This window comes from Plesiomonas sp. (assembly GCF_051652165.1).
Lineage (GTDB): Bacteria > Pseudomonadota > Gammaproteobacteria > Enterobacterales > CAMTGL01 > Plesiomonas.
On sequence record NZ_JBOFTR010000003.1, the window covers coordinates 162,183 to 187,168 of the forward strand.

General features: G+C 46.3%; 18 protein-coding genes. 11 read left to right on the forward strand and 7 right to left on the reverse strand.

Annotated features, from left to right (window positions below):
• Positions 1 to 202 precede the first annotated feature (202 nt).
• The 5 genes from nudF to parC all read left to right on the forward strand — a co-directional run bounded on the left by nudF (position 203) and on the right by parC (position 6,757).
• Positions 203 to 808: an ADP-ribose diphosphatase gene (gene nudF / locus ACRC53_RS02040; protein ID WP_438642010.1), complete on the forward strand. Its 606-nt coding sequence runs from the start codon at positions 203 to 205 to the stop codon at positions 806 to 808.
• Between the two features lie 265 nt (positions 809 to 1,073).
• Positions 1,074 to 1,898 carry a 3',5'-cyclic-AMP phosphodiesterase gene (cpdA, locus tag ACRC53_RS02045; protein ID WP_438641904.1) on the forward strand — a complete coding sequence of 275 codons (825 nt, stop codon included), beginning with the start codon at positions 1,074 to 1,076 and terminating at the stop codon, positions 1,896 to 1,898.
• Entirely contained in the window at positions 1,898 to 2,485 is a 588-nt protein-coding gene (yqiA, locus tag ACRC53_RS02050; protein ID WP_438641905.1) for an esterase YqiA, read from the forward strand. Before cpdA ends, yqiA begins: the two co-directional genes overlap by 1 nt.
• A gap of 57 nt (positions 2,486 to 2,542) precedes the next feature.
• Entirely contained in the window at positions 2,543 to 4,435 is a 1,893-nt protein-coding gene (parE, locus tag ACRC53_RS02055; RefSeq protein ID WP_438641906.1) for a DNA topoisomerase IV subunit B, read from the forward strand.
• 21 nt (positions 4,436 to 4,456) lie between these two features.
• Positions 4,457 to 6,757: a DNA topoisomerase IV subunit A gene (parC, locus tag ACRC53_RS02060; protein WP_438641907.1), complete on the forward strand. Its 2,301-nt coding sequence runs from the start codon at positions 4,457 to 4,459 to the stop codon at positions 6,755 to 6,757.
• 314 nt (positions 6,758 to 7,071) lie between these two features.
• Here the strand turns inward: parC and lpdA are convergent, their stop codons facing one another.
• From lpdA to pdhR, 4 genes are all read right to left on the reverse strand, one after another.
• Positions 7,072 to 8,496: a dihydrolipoyl dehydrogenase gene (gene lpdA, locus ACRC53_RS02065; protein WP_438641908.1), complete on the reverse strand. Its 1,425-nt coding sequence runs from the start codon at positions 8,494 to 8,496 to the stop codon at positions 7,072 to 7,074.
• Between the two features lie 177 nt (positions 8,497 to 8,673).
• Positions 8,674 to 10,539 (reverse strand): pyruvate dehydrogenase complex dihydrolipoyllysine-residue acetyltransferase, encoded by a 1,866-nt coding sequence (gene aceF / locus ACRC53_RS02070; RefSeq protein ID WP_438641909.1) that lies wholly within the window; start codon positions 10,537 to 10,539, stop codon positions 8,674 to 8,676.
• Positions 10,540 to 10,551: 12 nt separating this feature from the next.
• Positions 10,552 to 13,209, reverse strand: a complete 2,658-nt coding sequence (gene aceE / locus ACRC53_RS02075) for a pyruvate dehydrogenase (acetyl-transferring), homodimeric type (RefSeq protein WP_438641910.1) — start codon at positions 13,207 to 13,209, stop codon at positions 10,552 to 10,554.
• Between the two features lie 180 nt (positions 13,210 to 13,389).
• On the reverse strand, positions 13,390 to 14,154 hold the full coding sequence (gene pdhR / locus ACRC53_RS02080) for a pyruvate dehydrogenase complex transcriptional repressor PdhR (protein WP_438641911.1): 765 nt from the start codon (positions 14,152 to 14,154) through the stop codon (positions 13,390 to 13,392).
• A gap of 692 nt (positions 14,155 to 14,846) precedes the next feature.
• On the opposite strand from pdhR, the gene ACRC53_RS02085 reads away from it, so the two are divergent.
• Entirely contained in the window at positions 14,847 to 15,173 is a 327-nt protein-coding gene (locus ACRC53_RS02085; protein ID WP_438641912.1) for a hypothetical protein, read from the forward strand.
• 176 nt (positions 15,174 to 15,349) lie between these two features.
• Here the strand turns inward: ACRC53_RS02085 and ACRC53_RS02090 are convergent, their stop codons facing one another.
• The 3 genes from ACRC53_RS02090 to ampD all read right to left on the reverse strand — a co-directional run bounded on the left by ACRC53_RS02090 (position 15,350) and on the right by ampD (position 17,507).
• Complete coding sequence (locus tag ACRC53_RS02090) at positions 15,350 to 15,709, reverse strand: hypothetical protein (protein ID WP_438641913.1); 360 nt, start codon at positions 15,707 to 15,709, stop codon at positions 15,350 to 15,352.
• A 295-nt stretch (positions 15,710 to 16,004) separates the two neighbouring features.
• Positions 16,005 to 16,847: a beta-lactamase regulator AmpE gene (ampE, locus tag ACRC53_RS02095; protein ID WP_438641914.1), complete on the reverse strand. Its 843-nt coding sequence runs from the start codon at positions 16,845 to 16,847 to the stop codon at positions 16,005 to 16,007.
• Between the two features lie 78 nt (positions 16,848 to 16,925).
• Positions 16,926 to 17,507, reverse strand: a complete 582-nt coding sequence (gene ampD, locus ACRC53_RS02100; protein ID WP_438641915.1) for a 1,6-anhydro-N-acetylmuramyl-L-alanine amidase AmpD — start codon at positions 17,505 to 17,507, stop codon at positions 16,926 to 16,928.
• 521 nt (positions 17,508 to 18,028) lie between these two features.
• Between ampD and ACRC53_RS02105 the strand changes: the two genes are divergently transcribed.
• The 5 genes from ACRC53_RS02105 to pilB all read left to right on the forward strand — a co-directional run bounded on the left by ACRC53_RS02105 (position 18,029) and on the right by pilB (position 24,986).
• The gene (locus ACRC53_RS02105) at positions 18,029 to 20,548 is read left to right on the forward strand and encodes a hypothetical protein (protein ID WP_438641916.1); all 2,520 of its coding nucleotides are present in this window, start codon (positions 18,029 to 18,031) and stop codon (positions 20,546 to 20,548) included.
• Positions 20,545 to 20,910 carry a hypothetical protein gene (locus ACRC53_RS02110; RefSeq protein WP_438641917.1) on the forward strand — a complete coding sequence of 122 codons (366 nt, stop codon included), beginning with the start codon at positions 20,545 to 20,547 and terminating at the stop codon, positions 20,908 to 20,910. Before ACRC53_RS02105 ends, ACRC53_RS02110 begins: the two co-directional genes overlap by 4 nt.
• Positions 20,911 to 21,408: 498 nt before the next feature.
• A complete protein-coding gene (gene nadC, locus ACRC53_RS02115; RefSeq protein ID WP_438641918.1) occupies positions 21,409 to 22,365 on the forward strand; it encodes a carboxylating nicotinate-nucleotide diphosphorylase in 957 nt (318 codons plus the stop codon).
• A 567-nt stretch (positions 22,366 to 22,932) separates the two neighbouring features.
• Entirely contained in the window at positions 22,933 to 23,403 is a 471-nt protein-coding gene (locus ACRC53_RS02120; RefSeq protein WP_438641919.1) for a pilin, read from the forward strand.
• A 56-nt stretch (positions 23,404 to 23,459) separates the two neighbouring features.
• On the forward strand, positions 23,460 to 24,986 hold the full coding sequence (gene pilB / locus ACRC53_RS02125; RefSeq protein WP_438641920.1) for a type IV-A pilus assembly ATPase PilB: 1,527 nt from the start codon (positions 23,460 to 23,462) through the stop codon (positions 24,984 to 24,986).

Sequence of the window (24,986 nt, forward strand, 5' to 3'; positions counted from 1 at the left end):
GCGTTAGTGTACCAAAGTCTTCGCAGAGAAATAGGGATTCTGTGCCATATTGATTAAAAATATAACAAAGCAAAGGAAAAAAGAATTAAAGTAATCCTTTAATTTCAGCATGTTACTTTAACTTAACGAAAGAATAATACGACTTTTAGGATAACAACTGCAAATGACTGATACAAACAATCCTGATTATTCAAATGCTTGCATGACTCCTGACGACATTGAGATGCTAGAACGTGACACACTCTACCAAGGTTTCTTCTCTTTAGTGCGTTATCGCTTTCACCACCGTCTGTTCAATGGCCAAATGAGCCCTGTTATTAGCCGAGAAATTTTTGAGCGTGGCCATGCTGCGGTGTTACTCGCTTATGATCCTAAACGTGATGAAGTCGTTCTGGTTGAGCAGTTACGCATTGCAGCACTCGATACAAGCCCTACACCGTGGTTATTAGAGTTGATTGCCGGCATTATCGAGCCTTCTGAACATCCCGAACAAGTGGTGCGACGTGAAGCTCATGAAGAAGCTGGCATTACTGTGCAGCGTTGTCAGCATATGCTCAGTTACTTAGCAAGCCCAGGGGGAACATCAGAACGCCTTGAACTGTACGTAGGGGAAGTTGATGCTACCCTTGCCAAAGGCCTGCACGGGTTGCCCGAAGAGGGCGAAGATATTCGCGTGCACGTAGTCAGCCGTACACAAGCTTATCAGTGGGTTACTGAAGGTAAGATTGACAATGCTGCATCAATTATTGCGCTGCAATGGCTACAACTGCACGGGCAAGTGCTGCGCGAAAATTGGAGCGCAAGCTGAAAAACAGAAATGTGTGCCATGCAACAGTTTTGACATTTTAACCTGGGGATTTATCACTGAATTAAACATTGTTCCGAAACATTTAAAATTATCAGATAAACTGCATATCAAATTACACCATAAAACGGTGTTCATATGGCACAGGCTAAATGCAATATTAAGTGCCTATTTACCTGTGGTATAAGGATAATACGGTATTTACTAAAGTATATTTCATTAATACCTCATACATTAACGTAATAATAGACAAAACGAAGGACACTACGTGGAAAGCCTGTTCCAACCGCCGGTTGCCTCTGAGCGGATCCGACTTTTGCAAATTACTGATACCCACTTATTCGCCTCAAAAGAGGGAGAGCTGCTTGGGATCAACACACTGCAAAGCTATCATGCGGTACTTGATCACATTCAAGCAGAGCAGCGCCCAGTTGATCTCATTGTTGCAACAGGTGATTTGGCACAAGATCACTCACAGGCTGCCTATAACCATTTTGCAGAGGGTGTAGCGCGTTTAGCACGCCCCTGTGTCTGGCTACCTGGTAATCATGATTTCCAACCGGCAATGGTCGATGGCTTACAGCGCAATGGTATTCAACCCTCAAAACAGGTGCTACTGGGTGAGTTCTGGCAATTAATTTTGCTCGATAGCCAAGTGTTGGGCGTTCCACATGGTGAGCTTAACGACTATCAGCTCAACTGGTTGGCTAAAAAAATAGATCAATATCCACAACGGCATGCTGTGATACTGTTGCATCACCACCCGCAACCTTCTGGTTGTACATGGCTTGATCAACACAGCTTGCGAAATGCGGGCGCACTACAAGAAATTTTGCGCCCTCGCCCACAAGCAAAAGTAATTGTTTGTGGCCACATCCATCAAGAGATGGATTGCTTGTGGAGTCAATGCCGTCTACTCGCTACACCGTCAACCTGTATTCAATTTAAAGCACACTGCACTAATTTTACCCTTGATCAACTGTCACCCGGTTGGCGTTATCTCGATTTACTGCCCAATGGCACCGTCGAAACACAAGTTCACCGTCTACCCGGCCAGCAATTTTGTCCAGATATGGAATCGGAAGGTTACTGATGGCGACCTTAATCTATCTGCATGGCTTTAATGGCTCAAGTGGATCGGCTAAAGCCGTCGCACTGCGTGACCATCTTGCAGAGCATCACCCTGATATTCAGATGCACATTCCCACATTGCCTTTTGCCCCACAAGCGGCCATTGATCAGGTTTCTGCGCTGATTGAACAGTGTCAGCAAGAAGGGGAAACACCAGCACTGATAGGATCATCATTAGGCGGGTATTATACTACCTACCTTTCCCAACACTATCAGCTACGTGCTGTTGTCATTAACCCTGCAGTGCGCCCTTTTGAGCTGTTACAACACTATTTAGGAAACAATACCAACCCTTATACCGGTGAGCATTACACCCTGACTCATCAACATATGGAACAGCTACTCGATCTACACCTTGATCCACTACCGTTTCCCACGTTACTCTGGTTACTACAACAAGAGGGTGATGAAGTGCTCGATTATCGGCAAGCAGTGGCTTACTTTCATGCCTGTCGTCAAAGCGTGGAAATGCAAGGCAATCATGCTTTCACTGGGTTTTCCCGTTACTTTGCTGCCATAATTGCCTTTCTCAGATTAACCACATCTTGACATTTCATGGTTCTCTGACGACCATGATGGCCAAACACCTGTAAATATATACATACCATGACTCAAACCAATAATTACAATGCCGATGCCATTGAAGTTCTCAGTGGCCTTGAGCCAGTTCGTCGCCGGCCCGGTATGTACACTGATACGACGCGCCCAAACCACCTTGGGCAGGAAGTAATAGATAATAGTGTCGATGAAGCTCTGGCCGGTCATGCAAACCGTATCGATATTATTTTACATACCGATCAATCACTTGAAGTCATTGATAATGGCCGTGGTATGCCAGTAGATATTCATCCTGAAGAGGGTGTTTCTGGCGTTGAGCTGATCTTATGCCGACTGCACGCGGGGGGAAAATTCTCCAATAAGAACTATCAGTTCTCCGGTGGTCTACACGGGGTGGGGATCTCCGTTGTCAACGCACTCTCTCGCCGTGTTGAAGTTACCGTTAAGCGTGATGGCCAGATCTACTCGATTGTTTTTGCCGATGGTGAAAAAATTCAAGATCTCACCGTCATCGGCACCTGTGGGCGTAAAAACACCGGTACCAGCGTCCATTTTTGGCCAACGGCCAGCTATTTTGACTCAGCAAAATTTTCCGTATCGCGCCTGACACATCTGCTCAAAGCCAAAGCGGTGCTCTGCCCAGGGCTAGAAATTGTCTTTACTGATAAAGTCAATAACACCGAGCAACGCTGGTTATATCAAGACGGCTTAAATGACTATTTAATTGATGCTGTTAAAGAGTTTATTACCCTACCGGAATTACCGTTTACCGGCACGGTATCATCAGATACCGAAGCGGCTGACTGGGCAGTGATTTGGTTGCCTGAAGGGGGCGAGTTGATTGGCGAGAGTTATGTCAACTTGATCCCCACGGCACAAGGCGGTACACACGTCAACGGCCTACGCCAAGGCCTGCTTGATGCCATGCGTGAGTTTTGCGAATTCCGTAACCTGCTGCCGCGCGGCGTTAAACTTTCGGCGGAAGATATCTGGGATCGCTGTGCTTACGTGCTTTCGATCAAAATGCAAGATCCACAATTTGCTGGGCAGACCAAAGAGCGCCTCTCCTCACGCCAGAGTGCCGCATTTGTCTCAGGTATTGTTAAAGATGCCTTTGGTTTATGGCTTAACCAGAATGTGCAATATGCTGAACAGTTAGCTGAACTTGCCATTAACAGCGCCCAGCGCCGCCTGCGTGCCGCCAAAAAAGTGGTACGTAAAAAGCTAACCAGTGGCCCTGCACTGCCCGGAAAACTGGCCGACTGCTCTTCGCAAGATCTTAGCCGCACTGAGCTGTTTTTGGTAGAAGGTGACTCTGCGGGCGGCTCAACCAAACAGGCCCGTGACCGTCAATTTCAGGCTGTTATGCCGCTGCGCGGAAAGATCCTCAATACGTGGGAAGTCTCGTCCGATGAAGTACTGGCCTCACAAGAGGTACACGACATCTCGGTCGCCATTGGTATTGATCCCGATAGCGATGATCTCAGCCAATTGCGTTACGGTAAAATCTGTATTTTAGCCGATGCGGACTCTGATGGTCTGCACATTGCCACCTTGCTGTGCGCGCTATTTATGCGCCATTTCCGCACGCTAGTAGAGCAAGGTCATGTCTATGTTGCCATGCCACCACTGTTTCGTATCGATCTAGGTAAAGAGGTATTTTATGCCCTTGATGAAAGCGAAAAAGAGGGCATTTTAGGCCGTTTAGCAAAGAAAAAAGGCAAGCCTAACGTACAGCGTTTTAAAGGTCTGGGTGAGATGAACCCATTGCAGTTACGTGAAACCACGCTCGACCCGAATACCCGCCGCCTCGTACAGCTCACCATTGATGATGTGCAGCAAACGCTCGACATCATGGATATGCTGCTGGCGAAAAAACGTTCGGAAGACCGCCGCAACTGGCTGCAAAGCAAAGGCGATCTGGCTGATCTTGAAGCCTAATAGATTGAATGGGAAAGCGTAATGACTGATACCCCACGTGATGGGCGCGATAATAATCATGATGGAACTGAGCAGCAAACCCTGCGCCAGTTCACAGAAAGCGCCTATCTGAACTACTCCATGTACGTGATCATGGATCGTGCCCTGCCATTTATCGGTGACGGCCTAAAACCGGTACAACGGCGTATTATCTACGCCATGTCTGAACTGGGGTTGAGCGCCGCGGCAAAATTTAAAAAATCAGCCCGTACCGTCGGTGATGTACTGGGTAAATATCATCCACACGGTGACAGCGCCTGCTATGAAGCCATGGTGCTGATGGCACAACCCTTCTCTTATCGCTACCCGCTGATTGACGGGCAAGGTAACTGGGGAGCGCCCGATGATCCGAAATCATTCGCCGCGATGCGTTATACCGAGTCACGGCTATCAAAAATTGCTGATGTACTGCTCGGTGAACTCGGCTTAGGCACGGTCGATTTCCAGCCAAACTTTGATGGCACCTTGCCTGAACCTAAATGGCTGCCTGCCCGTCTGCCACACATACTGCTGAACGGAACAACCGGTATCGCTGTAGGTATGGCTACCGATATTCCGCCGCACAATTTGCGGGAGATCGTCAACGCCACCGCTCATCTGATCGATCATCCAGATGCAACACTTGATGCGCTGCTGACCCATATTCAGGGGCCGGATTATCCGACCGAAGCGGAGATCATCACCCCGCGCAGTGATATCAAAAAAATCTACCAAACCGGTCGTGGCTCTATCCGCATGCGCGCCTTGTGGAAAAAAGAGGACGGTGAAATCATCATCACCGCCCTGCCACACCAGTGCTCTGGCGCGAAAGTCATCGAGCAAATTGCCGCTCAAATGCGGGCGAAAAAACTGCCGCTGGTTGACGATCTGCGTGATGAGTCTGACCATGAAAACCCAACCCGCTTAGTGATCGTGCCAAAATCGAATCGGGTTGATGCAGAGATGCTGATGAACCACCTGTTCGCCTCGACCGATCTGGAAAAGAGCTATCGGGTGAATATCAACATGCTGGGGCTCAATGGCCGCCCAGAAGTGAAGGGTTTACTGACCATTCTGAGCGAATGGCTGACATTCCGCCGCGACAGCATTCGCCGCCGGATACAGCACCGTTTAGAGAAAGTATTAAAACGCCTGCATATCCTTGAAGGCTTGCTCACTGCATTTATCAATATTGATGAAGTCATTGAGATCATCCGCCAGCAAGATGAACCCAAACCGATCCTGATCCAGCGTTTTGGCTTAAGTGAAACACAAGCTGATGCGATCCTCGATCTAAAGTTACGCCATTTGGCAAAACTGGAAGAGATGAAGATCCGCGGTGAGCAGAACGATCTGGAAAAAGAGCGAGCACAGCTTGAAGGCCTATTAGGATCAGAGCATAAACTCAACGCCCTGATGAAAAAAGAGCTACTGGCTGATGCCGAAACCTTTGGCGATGACCGCCGCTCTCCACTGGTTGAGCGGGGTGAAGCCAAAGCACTGACCGAGCGCGATCTCACCCCAGCAGAACCGGTGACTGTCGTACTCTCAGAGATGGGCTGGGTTCGCTGCGCGAAAGGGCACGATGTTGATGCTGCGGCCTTAAGTTATAAGTCGGGTGATGCTTACCGTGGGTTTGCTCGCGGCAAGAGCAACCTGCCAGTGGTCTTCCTCGATTCTAGTGGCCGCAGTTATGCGCTCGATCCACAAACACTGCCTTCCGCGCGCGGGCAAGGTGAGCCGTTAACCGGTAAACTCACGCCACCGGCAGGTGCTGTGGTTGAACAGGTGTTGATGGAAGAAGAGAGCCAGAAATTGCTGCTCGCCAGCGATGCCGGTTACGGTTTTGTCTGTACCTTTGCTGATTTGGTCGCTCGTAATCGTGCCGGTAAAGCACTGCTCAATCTGCCTGAAAATGCCAAAATTTTACCGCCACTGAATGTCAATCATGATGACGATCTGCTGATGGCTATCACCTCAGAAGGCCGGATGCTGCTGTTCCCAGTCAGTGACCTGCCGCAATTGTCAAAAGGCAAAGGCAATAAAATTGTCACCATTCCGGCAGCCCGTGCAGCCGCCCGAGAAGAGTTGTTGCAGCACCTGAGCATCATCTCGCCGCAGGCATCGGTCACACTGCATGCTGGTAAGCGTAAGCTGACCATTAAGCCTGATGATTTAAGTAAGTTCCGCGCAGAACGCGGCCGCAAAGGAACACTGTTACCGCGCGGTTTGCAAAAAGTGGATCAGATTGAAGTCAACTTGCCGCAAGGTGCTGCTGACGCGTCAGACTCTGCACAATCTTAAAAGACAATACTTTTGAGAGGATGCTTAAAAGCGATACTTAAAAACGAGACTTAAAAAACAAGTGCAGTAAGCGGATATGTAAGCTAACGCACTGAATAAGCAGATATGTAAGCTAACGCACTGAATAAGCGGGCTGTTACACAGACCCGCTTATTCACCGAACACTTCTCGTATAGCGCCTGTATAACGAAGTATCACTGAACATAAAAAAGCCCCACCAACGGATAAACCGCTGTGTGGGGCTTTTTATATTTAGCGGATAACTCAGTGGATAATCAACGGATTACCCACAGAACATCACGATAATGTTTTAATCAGCGCTTTTTCGCTTTCGCGTTTGGAAGGTCAGTAATCGAACCTTCGAACACTTCTGCCGCCAGGCCTACTGACTCATGCAGTGTCGGGTGCGCATGGATGGTCAGTGCGATGTCTTCTGCATCACAACCCATCTCGATAGCCAGACCGATCTCACCTAACAGCTCACCGCCGTTAGTACCGACAATCGCGCCACCTAAAATACGGTGAGTCTCTTTGTCGAAAATCAGTTTAGTCATGCCGTCAGCGCAGTCAGACGCGATAGCACGGCCAGACGCTGCCCACGGGAAGGTTGCAGTTTCGTACTTCAGACCTTCTGCCTGACACTCTTTCTCAGTCTTACCTACCCAAGCCACTTCCGGATCGGTATAGGCAATAGATGGGATCACTTTCGGATCGAAGTAGTGCTTCTTACCAGAGATCACTTCGGCTGCCACGTGACCTTCGTGCACCCCTTTGTGTGCCAGCATCGGCTGACCCACAATATCACCGATAGCATGAATGTGCGGCACGTTAGTGCGCATTTGCTTGTCGGTACGGATAAAGCCACGCTCGTCAACTTCAACGCCCGCTTTACCAGCATCAAGCAGTTTACCATTTGGTACGCGACCAATTGCTACCAGTACCGCATCGTAACGCTGTGGTTCAGCCGGTGCTTTTTTACCTTCCATCGTCACGTAGATGCCATCTTCACGCGCTTCTACTGCGGTAACTTTGGTTTCCAGCATCAAGTTAAACTTCTTGCTGACTTTCTTGGTAAACACCTTAACGATATCTTTATCCGCAGCAGGAATAACCTGATCGAACATTTCAACAACGTCAATGTTTGAACCCAGAGCGTGATATACCGTGCCCATTTCCAGACCGATAATACCACCGCCCATCACCAACAGACGCTCAGGCACTTCTTTGAGCTCCAACGCATCGGTTGAATCCCAAATACGTGGATCTTCATGCGGAATAAACGGCAGTTCAATCGGGCGTGAACCTGCAGCAATAATAGCGTTATCAAAATTTACGGTAGTCACACCATCAGCACCTTCAACAGCAATGCTGTTCGGGCCGGTGAACTTACCTAAACCGTTAACCACCTGCACTTTACGCATTTTCGCCATACCAGCCAGACCACCGGTCAGTTGGCTGATAACTTTCTCTTTCCACAGGCGAATTTTGGTGATGTCAGTGCTTGGCTCACCAAATACGATACCGTGTTCAGCCAGTGATTTTGCTTCTTCGATCACTTTTGCTACGTGCAGCAGTGCTTTTGACGGGATACAACCCACGTTCAAACACACACCACCGAGGGTAGAATAACGCTCAACAATAACGGTATCCAAACCTAAATCTGCGCAACGGAATGCGGCTGAGTAACCCGCAGGGCCAGCCCCGAGTACCACAACTTGGGCTTTGATTTCTTTACTCATCATGACCTCATTATAATCTTTATATCCCTGAACTCGGGTACGAAGCGCACCATGTAGGGTTTGTGCGCCACAAGTTTACAAGGTTGTTAACAACTCGCAAACAAGCTTCGTATCCGACATGCCAGATTCGTCGGCACGGTCACAGCTTATGCCGTAACCGTGCCAATCGATCATTGTTTACATCACCAAACGGCGAATGTCAGACAAGGCATTGTTCAAGAAGGTGATGAAGCGAGCACCATCAGCGCCATCGATCACACGGTGATCATAAGACAGTGACAGTGGCAGCATCAGGCGTGGTGCGAACTCTTTGCCGTTCCACTTTGGCTTCATCTCAGACTTAGAGACACCCAGAATAGCCACTTCCGGCGCATTTACGATAGGTGTAAATGCTGTACCACCGATACCGCCAAGGCTAGAGATAGTGAAGCAACCGCCTTGCATGTCTGACGATGTCAGCTTGCCAGCACGGGCTTTCTTGGAGATCTCCATCAGATCGCGCGATAGCTCAGTGATGCTCTTCTTGTTCACATCACGCACGACCGGAACAACCAGACCGTTTGGCGTATCCACTGCAACACCAATGTTGATGTATTTCTTCAGCGTCAGCTTCTGGCCATCTTCAGAAATAGAGCTGTTAAAGCGCGGCATCATTTCAAGAGCTTTACCCACAGCCTTCAGGATAAAGACCAGCGGAGTCACTTTCAGATCAGCTTTTGCACGCTCAAGCTCAGCATTTTGCTGCTTACGGAAGGCTTCCAGCTCGGTGATATCCGCGTCATCCCACTGGGTTACGTGCGGGATCATCACCCAGTTACGGTGCAGGTTAGCGCCAGAGATCTTCTGGATACGGCCCAGTTCAACCTCTTCCACTTCACCAAACTTGCTGAAATCTACTTTCGGCCACGGCAGCAGACCCAAGCCTGCACCACTGCTCATTGCCGCAGAAGAGGCCGACTGACCTGACTCCAAACGCTTAAGTGCGTTCTTCACATAGTCTTGTACGTCTTCTTTGAGGATACGACCTTTACGGCCAGAACCTTTCACTTTACCTAAGTTAACACCAAATTCGCGTGCTAAACGGCGTACAACTGGCGTTGCGTGGCTGTACGCAGCATCTTCAGTAAACTCGCTAGCCGCGGCAGGTGCGGCAGCTTTTGCTGTAGGCGCTGCGGCAGCCACAGGTGCGGCTTGTGCTGGCTGAGCAGCTGGCGCTGCACCGGCAACTTCAAAGACCATGATCAGAGAGCCGGTAGACACTTTGCTGCCCGCTTGTACTTTGATCTCTTTGATCACACCAGCAAACGGCGCAGGCACTTCCATAGAAGCCTTGTCGCCTTCCACGGTGATCAGTGATTGTTCAGCTTCTACGCTATCACCCACGGCAACCATGATCTCGGTAACTTCAACTTCGTCACCGCCGATGTCCGGCACGTGTACATCTTTAGCGGCACTCGCCACCGGTGCAGCAGCAACCGGTGCACTTGCCTGAGCCACTGGCGCTGCAGATGCAGCACCCGCCACTTCAAAGATCATAATCAGGGAACCGGTAGAGACTTTACCACCCGTAACCACTTTGATCTCTTTGACCACACCGGCAAACGGTGCAGGCACTTCCATTGAAGCTTTATCACCTTCAACAGTCAGCAGAGACTGCTCTTCGGTCACGCTATCGCCAACGGCAACCATAATCTCGGTGACTTCAACTTCATCACCACCGATATCCGGCACACACACTTCTTTAAGTGCAGCAGCAACAGATGCAGCCGCAGCAGCCGCTACTGGCGCTGCAACAGGTGCGGCTGCCGCACCCTCTTGTTCAAAAATCATGATCAGTGAACCGGTAGAAACTTTACCGCCAACTTGAACTTTGATCTCTTTTACAATACCGCCGGCAGAGGCAGGCACTTCCATTGAGGCTTTATCGCCTTCAACAGTAATCAATGATTGTTCGGCTTCAACTTTATCGCCGACATTAACCAGAATCTCGGTAACTTCAACTTCATCAGAACCGATATCCGGTACAAAAATTTCCATGCTCATGAATCGTGCCTCTTATGCGTACAGCGGGTTGACTTTATCTGCATCAATACCAAATCGCGCAATGGCATCTGCCACAACAGATTTAGCAACATCACCACGGCTAGCCAGCTCGGTCAGCGCAGCAACCACCACGTAATGCGCGTTCACTTCAAAGTGGCGACGCAAGTTTTCACGGCTATCAGAACGGCCAAAACCATCAGTGCCCAGTACGCGATAGTTAGCTGCCGGTACAAATGCACGCACTTGTTCAGCGAACAGTTTCATGTAGTCAGTTGCCGCGATAGTTGGTGCATCATTCATCACAGAAGTGATATGAGCCACACGTGGCGCAGCTTCTGGATGCAGCATGTTCCAACGGTCACAATCTTGGCCTTCACGAGCCGCTTCGGTGAACGAAGTCACGCTGTATACATCAGAACCGATGCCGTAATCAGCAGACAGGATCTGTGCCGCTTCACGAACATGGCGCAAGATTGCACCAGAACCCATCAGCTGAACTTTTGCCTTATCACCGGCAACAGTTTCCAGCTTGTAGATACCCTTACGGATACCCTCTTCTGCGCCTTCTGGCATTGCAGGCTGATGGTAGTTTTCGTTCATGGTAGTCAGGTAGTAGAACACGTTCTCCTGCTCACCATACATACGGCGCACACCGTCTTGCATCACAACAGCCAACTCATACGCATAGGCTGGGTCGTATGCAACACAGTTAGGAATTGTCAGTGCCTGAATGTGGCTATGGCCATCTTCATGCTGCAAACCTTCACCGTTAAGCGTCGTACGGCCTGCTGTACCACCGACCAAGAAGCCGCGAGCTTGCTGATCGCCTGCTGCCCAGCACAGGTCACCAATACGCTGGAAACCAAACATTGAGTAGTAGATGTAGAACGGAATCATCGGTACATCGTTGGTGCTGTAAGAGGTTGCCGCCGCCAGCCATGAAGACCCTGCGCCCAGCTCGTTAATACCCTCTTGCAGAACCTGACCGGCTTTATCTTCTTTGTAGTAAGAGACAACTTCACGATCTTGTGGGGTATAGTTCTGACCCTGCGGGTTATAGATACCCACCTGACGGAACAGGCCTTCCATACCAAAGGTACGTGCTTCATCGGCAATAATTGGCACAATGTGCTTACCGATATTTTTGTCTTTCAGCAGGACGTTCAGTGCACGGACAAATGCCATCGTCGTTGAAATTTCACGCGCTTGTTCATTCAGCAGCGGCTTGAACTCTTCAAGCTCTGGCGTGATGAACTCTTGGGTGAATTTCGGCAGACGGGTTGGTACATACCCTTTCAGGGCCTGACGGCGCTCATGCAGGTAGTTGTACTCTTCAGAGCCTTCTGGGAATTTGATGTATGGCAGGTTCTGCACTTCATCATCAGACAAGTTGATGTTGAAACGGTCACGGAACTGCTTCACGCTTTCCATATCCAGTTTCTTCACGGAGTGAGCAATGTTCTTGCCTTCCGCTGCATCACCCATACCGTAACCTTTTACGGTCTTGGCCAGGATCACAACCGGCTTGCCTTTGGTCTCTTTCGCTTTTTGGAATGCCGCATAGACTTTAACCGGATCATGACCACCACGGTTCAGTGACCAAATTTCGTCATCAGTCAGATCTTTAACCAGTGCTGCCGTTTCCGGATACTTGTTAAAGAAGTGCTCGCGCACGTATGCACCATCTTTTGATTTCAGGTTCTGATAGTCACCGTCAACGGTTTCACTCATCAGTTGCAGCAGCTTACCTGAGGTATCTTTCTGCAGCAGGGCATCCCACTTAGAACCCCAGATAACTTTGATCACTTCCCAGCCAGCACCACGGAACAGGCCTTCTAGCTCTTGAATAATCTTACCGTTACCCACTACTGGGCCATCAAGGCGCTGCAGGTTACAGTTAATCACATAGCACAGGTTGTCCAGTTTCTCACGGGCGGCAAATGTCAGCGCACCTTTAGATTCTGGTTCATCCATCTCACCATCACCCAAGAACGCATACACGGTCTGCTCTGCGGTGTTTTTCAAACCACGATCATTGAGATACTTCAGGAAACGTGCCTGATAGATAGCATTGATCGGGCCTAAACCCATAGATACGGTTGGGAACTGCCAGAACTCAGGCATCAGTTTTGGATGTGGGTAAGAAGAGACACCTTTGCCTTCAACTTCCTGACGGAAGTTGTTCAGTTGATCTTCGCTCAGACGGCCTTCAACGAAAGCACGTGCATAGATCCCCGGAGAAATATGACCTTGGAAGAACACCAAGTCACCGCCATCTTGCGCATTACGTGCGCGGAAGAAGTGGTTGAACGCCACATCATAAATGGTGGCAGAAGACTGGAAAGAAGCCATGTGGCCGCCCAGATCCAAGTCTTTCTTCGATGCATGCAGCACCGTCATGATGGCATTCCAGCGGATCGCAGAACGAATACGGCGCTCCAGATTATGATTACCCGGATAAACTGGATCAGCAGAAGCTGGAATGGTGTTGATATAATTTGTGTGAATACCGCTTGGCAGCGATACGCCACCCATACGTGCTTTATCCATGATCTGATCAATCAAAAACTGTGCACGCTCAACGCCTTCTTCGCGAATTACCGATTCGAGAGCCTGCAGCCAGTCGCTGGTTTCGATCGGATCCACGTCATTGCTCATCATGTCTGACATGGTGGTCTTCCTTATCTTCTTTAGTTCGGTCAGTTTCACTTTAATCGAGATGCTCTTCTATCAGTGCATGACTGCACAAAAACACCGTCTGTTTGTGTTACTTATTCTGTAACCTATTTATTGCTAATTTATGGTCTTACTTTTTAAATCATTTTCGCAGAACAGGTGAATGAACACTTGTCACTCCATGCGTTGTTGAAATCGCCGTAACGATCGCTCTTGGCGACTGTGTTCACGGCTAAGATCCAACAAAGTTTCCTCAATAAAGGCTAAATGCCGATGTGATGCTTCACGCGCTTGCTCTGGTGCACGAGCTAATATTGCAGTAATCACATCCGCACGGTGGCAACTGACTTGCGCAAGTTTTTCACGGCGCATATACAGTAGCTCAAAATTCTGTTTTACATTTTGCTCTAACAAAGGGGCTAAACAACGGACTAAATGTAACAACACCACATTGTGTGATGCTTCTGTAACTACCACTAAATACTGCATTACCGCCTCAGCCTCGGCAGCCGGATCATCTTTTTGCTGTGCATTAATTAGGGTTTGATGGCTTTCACGTAACCGCTGAAAATCCGCATCTGTACCACGCAAAGCAGCATAGTACGCAGAAATCCCTTCAAGGGCATGCCGTGTTTCTAACAGATCGAATTGTGATTCAGGGTGGGTAGATAATAATTCACTGAGGGGGTCACTAAAACTTTGCCAGAGTTGTTGTTGTACAAACGTACCACCACCTTGGCGGCGCAGTAGCAAACCTTTCGCTTCTAAACGCTGAATAGCTTCTCGTAATGAGGGGCGCGAAACATCAAACTGTACAGCCAATTCACGCTCTGGCGGGAGTTTCTGCCCTGGGCGGAGTGTACCTTCAAGAATCAGGCGCTCTAACTGCTGCTCAATCACATCAGAAAGTTTGGGCTGACGAATTTTGCTATAGGCCATCTAAGAACATCCATCCGCGTTAAACTATCTGCCACATTGAAATCAATTTCGCTGGCTGTCAATTGGTAATACCAATTTTACTATGTGATAAAAATTACCAGAGCTGAAAAACATTGTCCAGACGAAAATTGATCTGAATCATGGTTTCATCGCTTTGATAACAAAAACGCTTCAGCTCACACAACATAAATAATAATTTAATTGGTCATACCATTTAACGTTTAGCCTGTTTTTTTCAAAAAAAAGCGAACAAAATCAAGCTGAATCGAGTTAGCTTAAGCGAGAAAGATGACAAAAATACTGCACAGAGTGCATAAATGATATAAGCACACAGCTCACCGTATAAACTATACAGATTGAAGATAATTTAAAGAGAAAACTAATAGAGGATTAATAAAAAATAAAGCCTGTATTTTAACGCCTATAATATTGCATATTTTCTGATATATTCAGTTTATACGTTTCCATGGCACAGCACTGCTGCGCTATAATAAAACATTCCGTTATATTTATTTTTAATAACGCCATTGTATTACAACCCACAATATAATTTGCACATGGGCAATAACACAACTACGCAACATAACCACCTTGAACTCTTTTTTCTACTAAGACTATAATATAATCTTTCTTGTTGATATATTCGTAAATGAAAACACTCCTCACTTAACATCACACAAAGACATATTATAATGACAATCAAATTATCCACATCGCTTCGCACGAGCTTCGTTGTTTCACTCTTCGTACTCACCTCATTTTCTGCATTTGCAAAATGCGATATGCAGAAAGCGGTTCGTAACGAAGTACTTGATAAAACCCTTGGTGTATCGAGCAAATGTACGCCACAAAAAGCGATTAAAAAAGAAATTGATAATACACTCGGTATAAGTGAGAAAAAAGAGTCACTCAATGATACAAAAGAGTCAATCAACCACACTGCAGAGCAGATTAAACAACAAACCAACAGTGTTAAAAATAGCTATAACACCCTCTCTAATACACTTGAAAAGAAATGATTTTCTTGAACTCCCTCTAATATCCACCGTCGTAGATAAGAGAAATAGCGCAGGCATAGCATACCTTAAGTTAGGCTGCTTAAACAAAAAACAGGGCGTACAAATCACTGTACGCCCTGTTTTTTAAATTAAGCTACATTTAGCAAAACAATATTCACATCAATATTCATGATTGCTTATATCGACACTCTTGGCCTAATACCTAATGCTAAACTCCACAGTTTTTGAGTCTGCTTTTGACACTGTATTTGCGTTCGACCTTTTACATTTAAACGAGCGATTGTGGGGTCTTGCTGAATTTTATCTAAACTCTTTTTAGTAATACTCAGCACATTATACAGCGAGCTAAGCTCACACTCCATCTGAGTTGTTCTTATTCTAACAATATCATCATTAGACACCATATAATTAATATATTGTCTCAATTGCTTGCTGCTTAAATTAAAATGGCGTGCTATTTCATGGCCTAATACTGATCCTTTTTTTCCATAAATCCAGTAAGCCACTTTTAAATAGTTAGGTGTTGGATTAGACATAACTGCACCTTAAGACAAAATCATTCTCAATAATAGTTATAAATAATAATTATATGACAATATATTTGCTAAATTTAGCCCAGTCCATTAGCTCATCGTAGCGATATACAGCTCTATCACTATACAAATCCGACCACCAAACAACAAACTAAAAAAATGAAAATAAAAATTCACTTTTTGAAATAACATGAGCACTGCTAACACAGAACCTTACCAGTGTTGTCATGTTACCCCCTGCAAACTACACAAAAACACCTCTTACAAAACAGTGCGTAGCAATACAGGGGGAGGCGCACTAAACTAATAACCCATAGATTGTCAGCACAGAAACCACTACCACCAGCAATAGTGCCGATTTTCGTGCTAACGTTACTGCCGCTTGCGGCATATCTACCCATGAATCGCTATCTTGTGGTAACAAGGCTAAACGCGTTACCTTGCCTAATATCTGATACGCCGATGCATGCAGGTCAGCCACTGCCACCGCCCACATTGGCAGCGCCTTATCCCCTTTTCCAGCAAACACATAGGCTAATGAGCAGATACGAATAGGCAACCAATCAAGCCACCCCAACAACGTATCAACACCTGACTCTGCACGTTGTGGTATATTTTGCTCTGCCAGCCAACTTTGGTAAGCACGCAACACCGCATACCCCACCATAATAGCCGGCCCCCCTACAACAAACCAAAACGCGGGCGCAATATAGTAACGAAAATGTGTCCACAACAGTGCTGATTGCAACGCTTGTAACCGTGCAGCATCACCACCACCACATGGCAAACCATGAATCCGCGCAATATTTTCAGCTAATGCTAATGCATTTTCCGTTTCACCACGCCGCGCAGCCACTAAATAAGCGCGATAACGCATCCGCTTATACCCGGCACCAATACATAACAATCCTAACGCTATCCAACACACCAAAGAGACCAGCCCAAACACATGCCCTTTTACCAGCAACAAACCGGCACTGATTAATAGCACACTGACTAGCCATAACAGCGTACTTTTTATTAAAGAAGGCCGCGCAATTTTTCCCCAGAGTGGGTGCAACCAATGATCAATTTGCCAATGTTCACCCGTTTTAAACAACCGCTCCCATGCTAAAATCAGCAGTAAGCTAAATAACTTCATCCCTCAAAACCCCTCTGTATTTTTTTATCTTTTCTCTTAAGTGCAACATTCTGCAGCATTACCTAATAACTCAACCGTTTACTCAGTACTTACATCATCACATTGTTGCAAACACTGCATAAAATATGCCCAGTCAAACGCAATACCAGGGTCTGTTTTGCGCTGTGGTGCAATATCACTGTGGCCGGTGATCCGCGCATCGGTTATTGCGGGAAAACGCCGCTGTAACAACCGCGTAATCCGCGCCAACTGCTGATACTGCACCAACGTATATGCCTGTGTATCTGTGCCCTCTAGCTCTATTCCTATCGAATAATCATTACACTGTGTACGTCCAGCAAAACTTGATACCCCAGCATGCCATGCGCGCTGGCTAAATGGCACATACTGCACCACCTCACCATCACGCCGAATTAAACAGTGCGCCGACACTTGTAGCTGATAAATATCAGCAAAATAGGGGTGTGCATCAGGTTGCAAGCGCCCACAAAACAGATCATCAATATAGGGCCCACCAAACTCTCCCGGTGGTAAACTAATATTGTGTACCACCAACAAAGAGATCACCTCTCCCTCAGCTCGCCCATTACAGTGTGGCGAAGGGCAACAACGCGCCCCACTCAACCAATCAGCCTGTACCGGTAAACTTAGCCGTGGCATAACAACAACTCTCTGATAACTGAAAAGAATATTAGTGTGCGGGATAACCCCCCATACGGCAAGTTTTGCTCCACTTCCCTAACCTCGGCATGCATATCTGACTAAAATCAACCCCCTACTTTTGGGGATACACAGCCAAAACGGTTTTACATGCGAAAAAATCCCGATATTTTCAACGCAATCATCAAGCCCCGCATAAATAGTACGCACAGTCTTTTTGCACCCTCTTAGCTTGCTTTATCTTCATACAGTTTATGCCGCTATACAGAATAATCACTTTTTTTACGCAACCTGTTGCGCACCTTTTAGATAATTATCTTGTTTATGCCATGTTTGCTGGCTACTTTGCGCATATCACGCAATGTCTTGCTGGCTTGGCAGACTGCCTCATTGAAAAATCAACTACTTTATTGATTTAAAAGAACTTTTATCTTTGGCATGAAACATGCTCTGGCTCTAAACATCATGCAAGTGCTCATATAAATAGCCATGGCCATATCACACAGGATAGAACATCAAAGATGAAAATCGTCTACCCTATGCAACAAGGGGAAGGCAATACACCTCGCGAGGTTGCCTCACTCGAAGCCTTTATCGACAAACTTCATGGCCAGCACAGCGGCACATATCCCCTTGGGCGCAACCGGCTCTGGCACGGTGGCGTTCACCTCAGTGAAAAAGGCGGATGGCACTCAAGTGGCGCAGTGCGCACCATTGCTGATGGGGAAATTGTTGCTTATCGGTTAGCAACACAACCTGCCAAAGCAACCCGCAGCCCTGAACAAGGCCAGAATGGGCAAGATATTGATTTATATACCTCCCCCTCATTTTGTCTGATACGTCACCGTTACGAAACAGGTGATCAGCATAAAAATCGCCTGACTTTTTATAGCCTCTACATGCATATTGCTTGTGCCAACGCTTATCACGCTGAACCTGAACGTTATGTCATTACAGGTAATAGGGTCTCTATCTACAGTGCAATGGCTAAATTACAACTCCAAGCAGAAGATAAATTAGGTTTCGCACGTCAAGGGGCTGAAATCATTTTAATGGATACCCCCTCTGAACGGCGTAATCTCAAAAATGAAACTCACACATACCAACTCGTTCGCTATACCACCCCAAAAACCGGTGAGCCACCGCAGTTTTATATCGCAACACAATACATTTATGGGGAACAAAAAATAAAACCCAGCTGGATGATGCCACCTGAAAATAAACCGCTTCGTTATACAATCCCGAATAATACGTGGCTACGGCAAACACCGACACACACAACAGGAAGCCTTGGGCTTGCAGCTAAGAGCGAAGTCATCGTATTTGCAGAGCAGCAAATGATTATCACCCATGGCGGCCCTACTGAATTTCGTAAAATACAGGTGTTCAAGGCAGGCACTGGCACTGTTAAAGACTCAGCTAATCAAGTGATGACAAATGCACATAAAGGCGCTGTTGGCTGGGTGGCAAAAAGCAAAATAGGTGCAGCACTGGCCGCAACATCAAATATGCCCATCGTATTCGATACCGTTGTTGACTGTAGCCAAAACTCGATAATAGTACAGGCCGGAGAAACCATCGGCCACTGGGGTGAGCACCAAATAGCCACCTTAACTGCGCAAGGTTTTCACATTGACCCTGATCAGAAAGCCATACACTTTGAAGTGTTTATTGCAGAAAAGAGCAAACAAGATAGGCAAGCACTGGAAGATTGCATTCGGAATAAAGCCCAAGCCACGGGCGGTCAAAATTATCTGGTGCTCACAAAAGATAAAAAAGTCACAACCTATCGCTTAACGTATCACAATAACCAGCCGAGTTATAACAGTCTAGCAACCTTTGGGCCACTGGCTGCGCCTTTGGCCCTCAATAACGCAGATATTATCACCCATGGCGCTCAACAGTTTGCCAAAATACGCGAGCAAGCAGCAGCAGAAGGCGAACGGGCCGGAGAATTTGTATTACTCACGGGTGATGCTGCACTTATCAACCAGCACGACTGGGGCAAGCTCGGCGCAATGCTGATTGATGGCAGCCATGATCCCGATGGCTTTTTAGATAAAGAAGATACCGAAGGCAAAGAAGGCAGCACATTTTTCAGCACTCTCTACCAACAGCTTGTAGCAGACAAACACGGTGATCACAAATTAAGCAGTAACAACATTAAATCGGCATTAACCGACACTAACTTAACCTATACATTACGTAAGTTATTTATTAAGCACGAAAGTGAGTGGATAAAGCGGGGTGATAATTGGCCACGCCTTAAAAAAGAGCTCGCCAACCAGCCCAACTTGTATAAATACGCAATGCAAGTACACAACAATATGGCATGGGTTGAAGAAGCTAAAAATATATTAGGCAGCACTCACCTGTGGTTTATTCATCCTGCGGGGTTGATGGAGTTGGTAAAGAGTAATCAAAAAGGAGCTCTGTGGGTACTGGGTAAAACTTCGGAAAGATACGAATCTGCCGGAAGAGGCCCTGGTGTAGTGTCTTCAGGAAAAGGCGATTATGGTGGTATCTCATATGGTTGCTACCAATTGTCATCAAACATGGGTGTGCTGCAACAATATATTCAGTCGTCAAAATACAAACAATTTTTTGATGGGTTGACTCCTGCTTCCTCCCAATTTAACGATATTTGGAAGGATATTGCGTTTAAACATCCACAGGAATTCAGAGAGGATCAACATATTTTTATTAAAAAAACACACTATGACATTCAAATTAATCGACTTAAATCAAAAGGATTCATTATAGATCACTCACGCGCAGCCATTCACGATTTAATATGGTCCACCTCAGTTCAGTTTGGCGCAAAAACCAACTTAATCCTAAAAGTTTTAAATAAAATAAACTCAAAAGATATTACTGACAGAGAGCTAATTATTGCCGTACAAGACTATAAAAGGGATAATACAGAAACTCTTTTTAAGTCGTCACCATCATGGTGGAATGATTTAAAAAAACGAGCCATTTCAGAAAAAGAGTCATTGCTAGAGTTAGAAAGCCAATCATTGGAGGTAGATATAAAATGAAATATTTTTTTGTTTTTGTTGGGTTCTATCTAACGATTTTTCATGTTGATAAATATGCAATAGCTGGCAATAGCTGCGATAATATGCATGGTCTACATCAAGAAATGACTTCTTGTATTCAAAAAGAGACTGCAAAGTATGAATCGGAAATTAAAAATCAATTATCCTCCAAAGTTAGTGATTATAATTTTTCAAAAGACTTTTATAATAAACAACGACTCTCTATTCACGAGAAATGCATGTTATACTCTAATGTTGGCGGCCAACGTGGAGAGCTATTAACACTCCAGTGTGAACTAGATAGTGTAAAAGAGTTTGGAAAATACATTTCACAGTACATTGAAGATATAGATAACAGTTAAAACACTGGTAAAGCACACCATTTACGTCAAAGACCACTATCCAATAGGAGTAAATAGACTTAATATAAGACGATTAAACCTGATTCAATAGTTTCATATAGAATCACAGAGAATTTCATTAAATTCTTTTCACCAAAAAATTTAGTGCTCGATAGCTATAGATAAACCAGTATTTTTCTTGTTAATGGTTTATTCTTAGTTTCTACTATCTAATGAAAGAACCAAAAGTGACATGTACTATATATGTTCTATTCTTTATGAAAAATCAAATGGTTTAAAATGAGAGACACGACTTGTGTTCTAGAAACATACGAGTTAATAACAGGTTATAGTTATAACAGTATATACAAAAGTATCTATTAAAAATAAACACATGAGAGAATTATATTTTTAAAATCACTTTTTTATTAAGCCCCAGCCTCCCCCACACAACCGATAGATGCGAAAAATCTCACAGTAAGCTACCATCGGCATAACTTTTACCGCGGAGCAACAGAGATGCCACATCGCACACACAACTCGGCCCAGCGTCAGGCCACTTTGTTAACTCAACTACAACATGACATACCGGCCGCTGTGTATGCTGCCTTGTGCGAAGATCTCGGTGTGCCGGCACAGCGCCCCCCTTTTAGCAGCACATCAACTCCCCCTCTGACCAATGCCGCAACCCTTGCCCGGCGTGATCTTACCGCACAACTGCTGCCCGCAAACCAACAGGCACGAGCACGGGTGATCACCCGTGAACAAGGGGTTTTTTGCGGAAAACAGTGGGCAGAAGAGGTCTGCACCCAACTTAGTGCGCAGCACCCTAACCCAATCACACTTGAGTGGTTAGTGGCCGATGGTGATCGCATTGCACCAAACCAGTGCCTACTGCAACTGTCGGGTAACGCCCGCCTACTGCTCACTGCCGAGCGCACGCTGCTCAACTTTATTCAAACGCTCTCTGGTGTGGCTTCAACCACTCGCCGTTATGCCGATCAACTGCAAGGCTTGCATACTCGCCTGCTCGATACCCGTAAAACCTTGCCGGGGCTGCGCAGCGCAGAAAAATATGCCGTGCAGTGTGGTGGCGGCGTTAACCACCGTTTAGGCCTGTACGATGCCTTTCTGATTAAAGAGAACCACATTATTGCCGCAGGCGGTGTGCAACACGCCGTGGCCAATGCACATGTGCTGGCGCACAATGTGCCCGTTGAAGTGGAAGTTGAAAATCTGACTGAACTGCAACACGCTATTGATGCAGGGGCCGATATCATCATGCTCGATAACTTCACCACCAGCATGATGCACGATGCCGTCACCCTTACAGCAGGCCGTGCGCTGCTTGAAGTGTCTGGCAATGTAACCTTAACCACGCTGCCCGACTATGCCGCAACCGGCGTTGATTTTATCTCTGTCGGTGCGCTGACTAAACACATTAAAGCCCTTGATCTCTCAATGCGCTTTTATTAATTTTACCGGTTAGCACACCGCACAACCACGCTTTTACTTATGACAAACGCTGGCGGATATAAAATAACCACATGCTATTCTGTGGTTATTTTTTTTCGCATTAACAATGCTCGCTGCCATTATTCAAAAAAACCGAATAGCAAGAGTAAAATACCCACATAAAATATAAATAACCGCACACATTTTATAAAACCGACCACCGCTTGACAGCGCACACTGTTTCTCGCCACAATGCTGCACTATGCCCACATCATTATCGTGTCTTTATATTGGCAGATAACAAACCCAACATTTTGCATAGCGTTCTCTTTCTATTTCATCTTTGCTGTTTCATACGTGATATCTTTGCGATATAGATTCCAACTTCCTATTGAAGCAATGCCAAAATAAATAACCACGCAGCAAAATATGCCTGAGAGTCACTGTTTTGACTCCGCTTATTCTGGCCCTACGGCAGAGCTAAAGGCTAGAACGCCCCCAAAGCCCGCTCAAAATATATTGAGCGCAACAGAACACTTATTTCCCCGCCAGTAATGGAATACGGGTCAGAATCGTTAGGAGAACAGCATGAACAAAATAAAACAGGGTTTTACGCTCATTGAATTGATGATAGTGGTAGCGATTGTTGCTATTTTGGCGGCTATTGCGTTACCGGCTTATCAAAGCTATACACAAAAAGCAAAAATGACTGAATTAATGCAGGCGGCATCCCCTATTAAAACTGCAATTGAAATTTACGGTTTTGAAAAAGGGAAGTTTGATGGCATTAATGACACTGGTGCAAATGGAATTCCTTCATCAAATACAATCGCTGAAGCACCAAATATTGAAAAATACACAATAGACACAGCAAAAGATAATGCTGTCAAATTTACTATTACTGGAAAAAACGAATTAGAAGGACATGCATTTGTTTTAGATGGTGTGCAAACCTCTGCAGGCACTATGACATGGTATAAATCATGTACAGCAACCAAAGGGCTCACTGCTTTATGCACTGCTGACCAAAAAAAATCAGACTCTGGCTCTGGCTTGTAGTGTTTTTTTAATAACAGAATTAAAATGGTGAGGAAAAACCTCACCATTTCATTATTATGAAAATAGACAATACACTTGAACTTAAAAAATACTTACCCTATTCATCACTGATTAATAAATTCTTTGCTGTTCCTCTGTTTGAAAAAAACGATACGATTTATATCGCAACCCATACTAATCACTGTTTCAACTGTATTGATGCTTTTCGCTTTGCCACTGGAAAACAGATTGAAACTGTTTTGGTGGATAAAGAAGAGCTGCGCCGTGCAATTTTTGAAGTTACTGGTGAATATCCAGAAGATACCGAGCAACTGAACCCCACCCCATCAGCCCGTGATACTGATACCCTGATTGAACTTGCCGAGCTTGCTGATGAAAACAGCAATAGCCTTGATGAGCGGGCGTTAAATGATGATCAAGATGAAGCCCCAATAGTGCGCTTTATCAACCAAATGCTCAGTCGGGCGGTGCGGGTTAAGGCCTCTGATATTCACTTTGAACCGTATGAAAAGCAGTATCGGGTGCGTTTTCGTATTGATGGCGTATTACAAGAGATAGCTAACCCGCCGGAAAAATTAGCCGCGCGCCTTGCTGCACGCCTAAAAATCATGAGCAAGCTCGATATCGCTGAAAAGCGGATCCCGCAAGATGGCCGTATTAAGCTCAAACTAACAGAAACTCAAGCCATTGATCTGCGTGTCTCTACCCTGCCAACCCTGTTCGGTGAAAAAGTGGTACTGCGCATTTTAGACTCTAGCGCCGCCAGTTTAAACATTGAACAACTGGGGTTTACTGACCACGACAAACAGCTCTACCTCAATGCACTGGCCAAACCGCAGGGGATGATCTTAGTCACCGGGCCAACTGGCAGCGGTAAAACCGTCAGCTTATATACGGGGTTATCCATTTTAAATCAGCCTGAGCGCAATATCTCAACGGCTGAAGATCCAGTGGAAATTAACTTAGCCGGCATCAACCAAACTCAAATTAACCTTAAAGCAGGGCTCACCTTTGCCAGTGCCTTACGGGCCTTTTTGCGCCAAGACCCTGATGTGGTCATGGTGGGCGAAATTCGTGATCTGGAAACGGCGGAAATTGCCGTTAAAGCGGCACAAACCGGCCACTTAGTGCTATCAACCCTGCACACCAACTCGGCAGCCGAAACGCTCACACGCCTTGCCAATATGGGGGTGCCAGCCTACAACATTGCTTCATCTATTCACCTGATTATTGCCCAGCGTTTAGCCCGCAAACTCTGCCCAGAGTGCCGCCAGCCCTGTTTGCTGACAGAAACCGAGCAAAAGGCAGCAGGGTTTAGCCACCCACTGGCAACGGGCATGCACATTTTTAAAGCCAAAGGCTGCCCTAAATGCACCCACGGTTATAAAGGGCGCACGGGGTTGTATGAAATTATGCCGATCACCGCCACCCTGACCGAGGCCATTTTGCGCGGCGATCACGCCCCTGAGCTGACAGCCATTGCCCGTCAGCTCGGCATGAAAACCTTGCGTGAAGCGGGCCTTGCGAAAGTGGTTGACGGCATCACCTCATTAGAAGAGATAGCACGGGTAACAGGAGTGTAA

Excerpts from the sequence above, each read along its gene's own strand:
- yqiA (WP_438641905.1), top strand. The coding sequence starts at position 1,898 with ATGGCGACCTTAATCTATCTGCATGGCTTTAATGGCTCAAGTGGATCG.
- lpdA (WP_438641908.1), bottom strand. The coding sequence starts at position 8,496 with ATGAGTAAAGAAATCAAAGCCCAAGTTGTGGTACTCGGGGCTGGCCCT.
- aceE (WP_438641910.1), bottom strand. The coding sequence starts at position 13,209 with ATGTCAGACATGATGAGCAATGACGTGGATCCGATCGAAACCAGCGAC.
- aceF (WP_438641909.1), bottom strand. The coding sequence starts at position 10,539 with ATGAGCATGGAAATTTTTGTACCGGATATCGGTTCTGATGAAGTTGAA.
- ampD (WP_438641915.1), bottom strand. The coding sequence starts at position 17,507 with ATGCCACGGCTAAGTTTACCGGTACAGGCTGATTGGTTGAGTGGGGCG.
- ACRC53_RS02090 (WP_438641913.1), bottom strand. The coding sequence starts at position 15,709 with ATGTCTAATCCAACACCTAACTATTTAAAAGTGGCTTACTGGATTTAT.
- parC (WP_438641907.1), top strand. The coding sequence starts at position 4,457 with ATGACTGATACCCCACGTGATGGGCGCGATAATAATCATGATGGAACT.
- ACRC53_RS02105 (WP_438641916.1), top strand. The coding sequence starts at position 18,029 with ATGAAAATCGTCTACCCTATGCAACAAGGGGAAGGCAATACACCTCGC.
- ACRC53_RS02120 (WP_438641919.1), top strand. The coding sequence starts at position 22,933 with ATGAACAAAATAAAACAGGGTTTTACGCTCATTGAATTGATGATAGTG.
- nudF (WP_438642010.1), top strand. The coding sequence starts at position 203 with ATGACTCCTGACGACATTGAGATGCTAGAACGTGACACACTCTACCAA.
- ACRC53_RS02085 (WP_438641912.1), top strand. The coding sequence starts at position 14,847 with ATGACAATCAAATTATCCACATCGCTTCGCACGAGCTTCGTTGTTTCA.
- pdhR (WP_438641911.1), bottom strand. The coding sequence starts at position 14,154 with ATGGCCTATAGCAAAATTCGTCAGCCCAAACTTTCTGATGTGATTGAG.
- pilB (WP_438641920.1), top strand. The coding sequence starts at position 23,460 with ATGAAAATAGACAATACACTTGAACTTAAAAAATACTTACCCTATTCA.
- nadC (WP_438641918.1), top strand. The coding sequence starts at position 21,409 with ATGCCACATCGCACACACAACTCGGCCCAGCGTCAGGCCACTTTGTTA.
- ampE (WP_438641914.1), bottom strand. The coding sequence starts at position 16,847 with ATGAAGTTATTTAGCTTACTGCTGATTTTAGCATGGGAGCGGTTGTTT.
- parE (WP_438641906.1), top strand. The coding sequence starts at position 2,543 with ATGACTCAAACCAATAATTACAATGCCGATGCCATTGAAGTTCTCAGT.
- ACRC53_RS02110 (WP_438641917.1), top strand. The coding sequence starts at position 20,545 with ATGAAATATTTTTTTGTTTTTGTTGGGTTCTATCTAACGATTTTTCAT.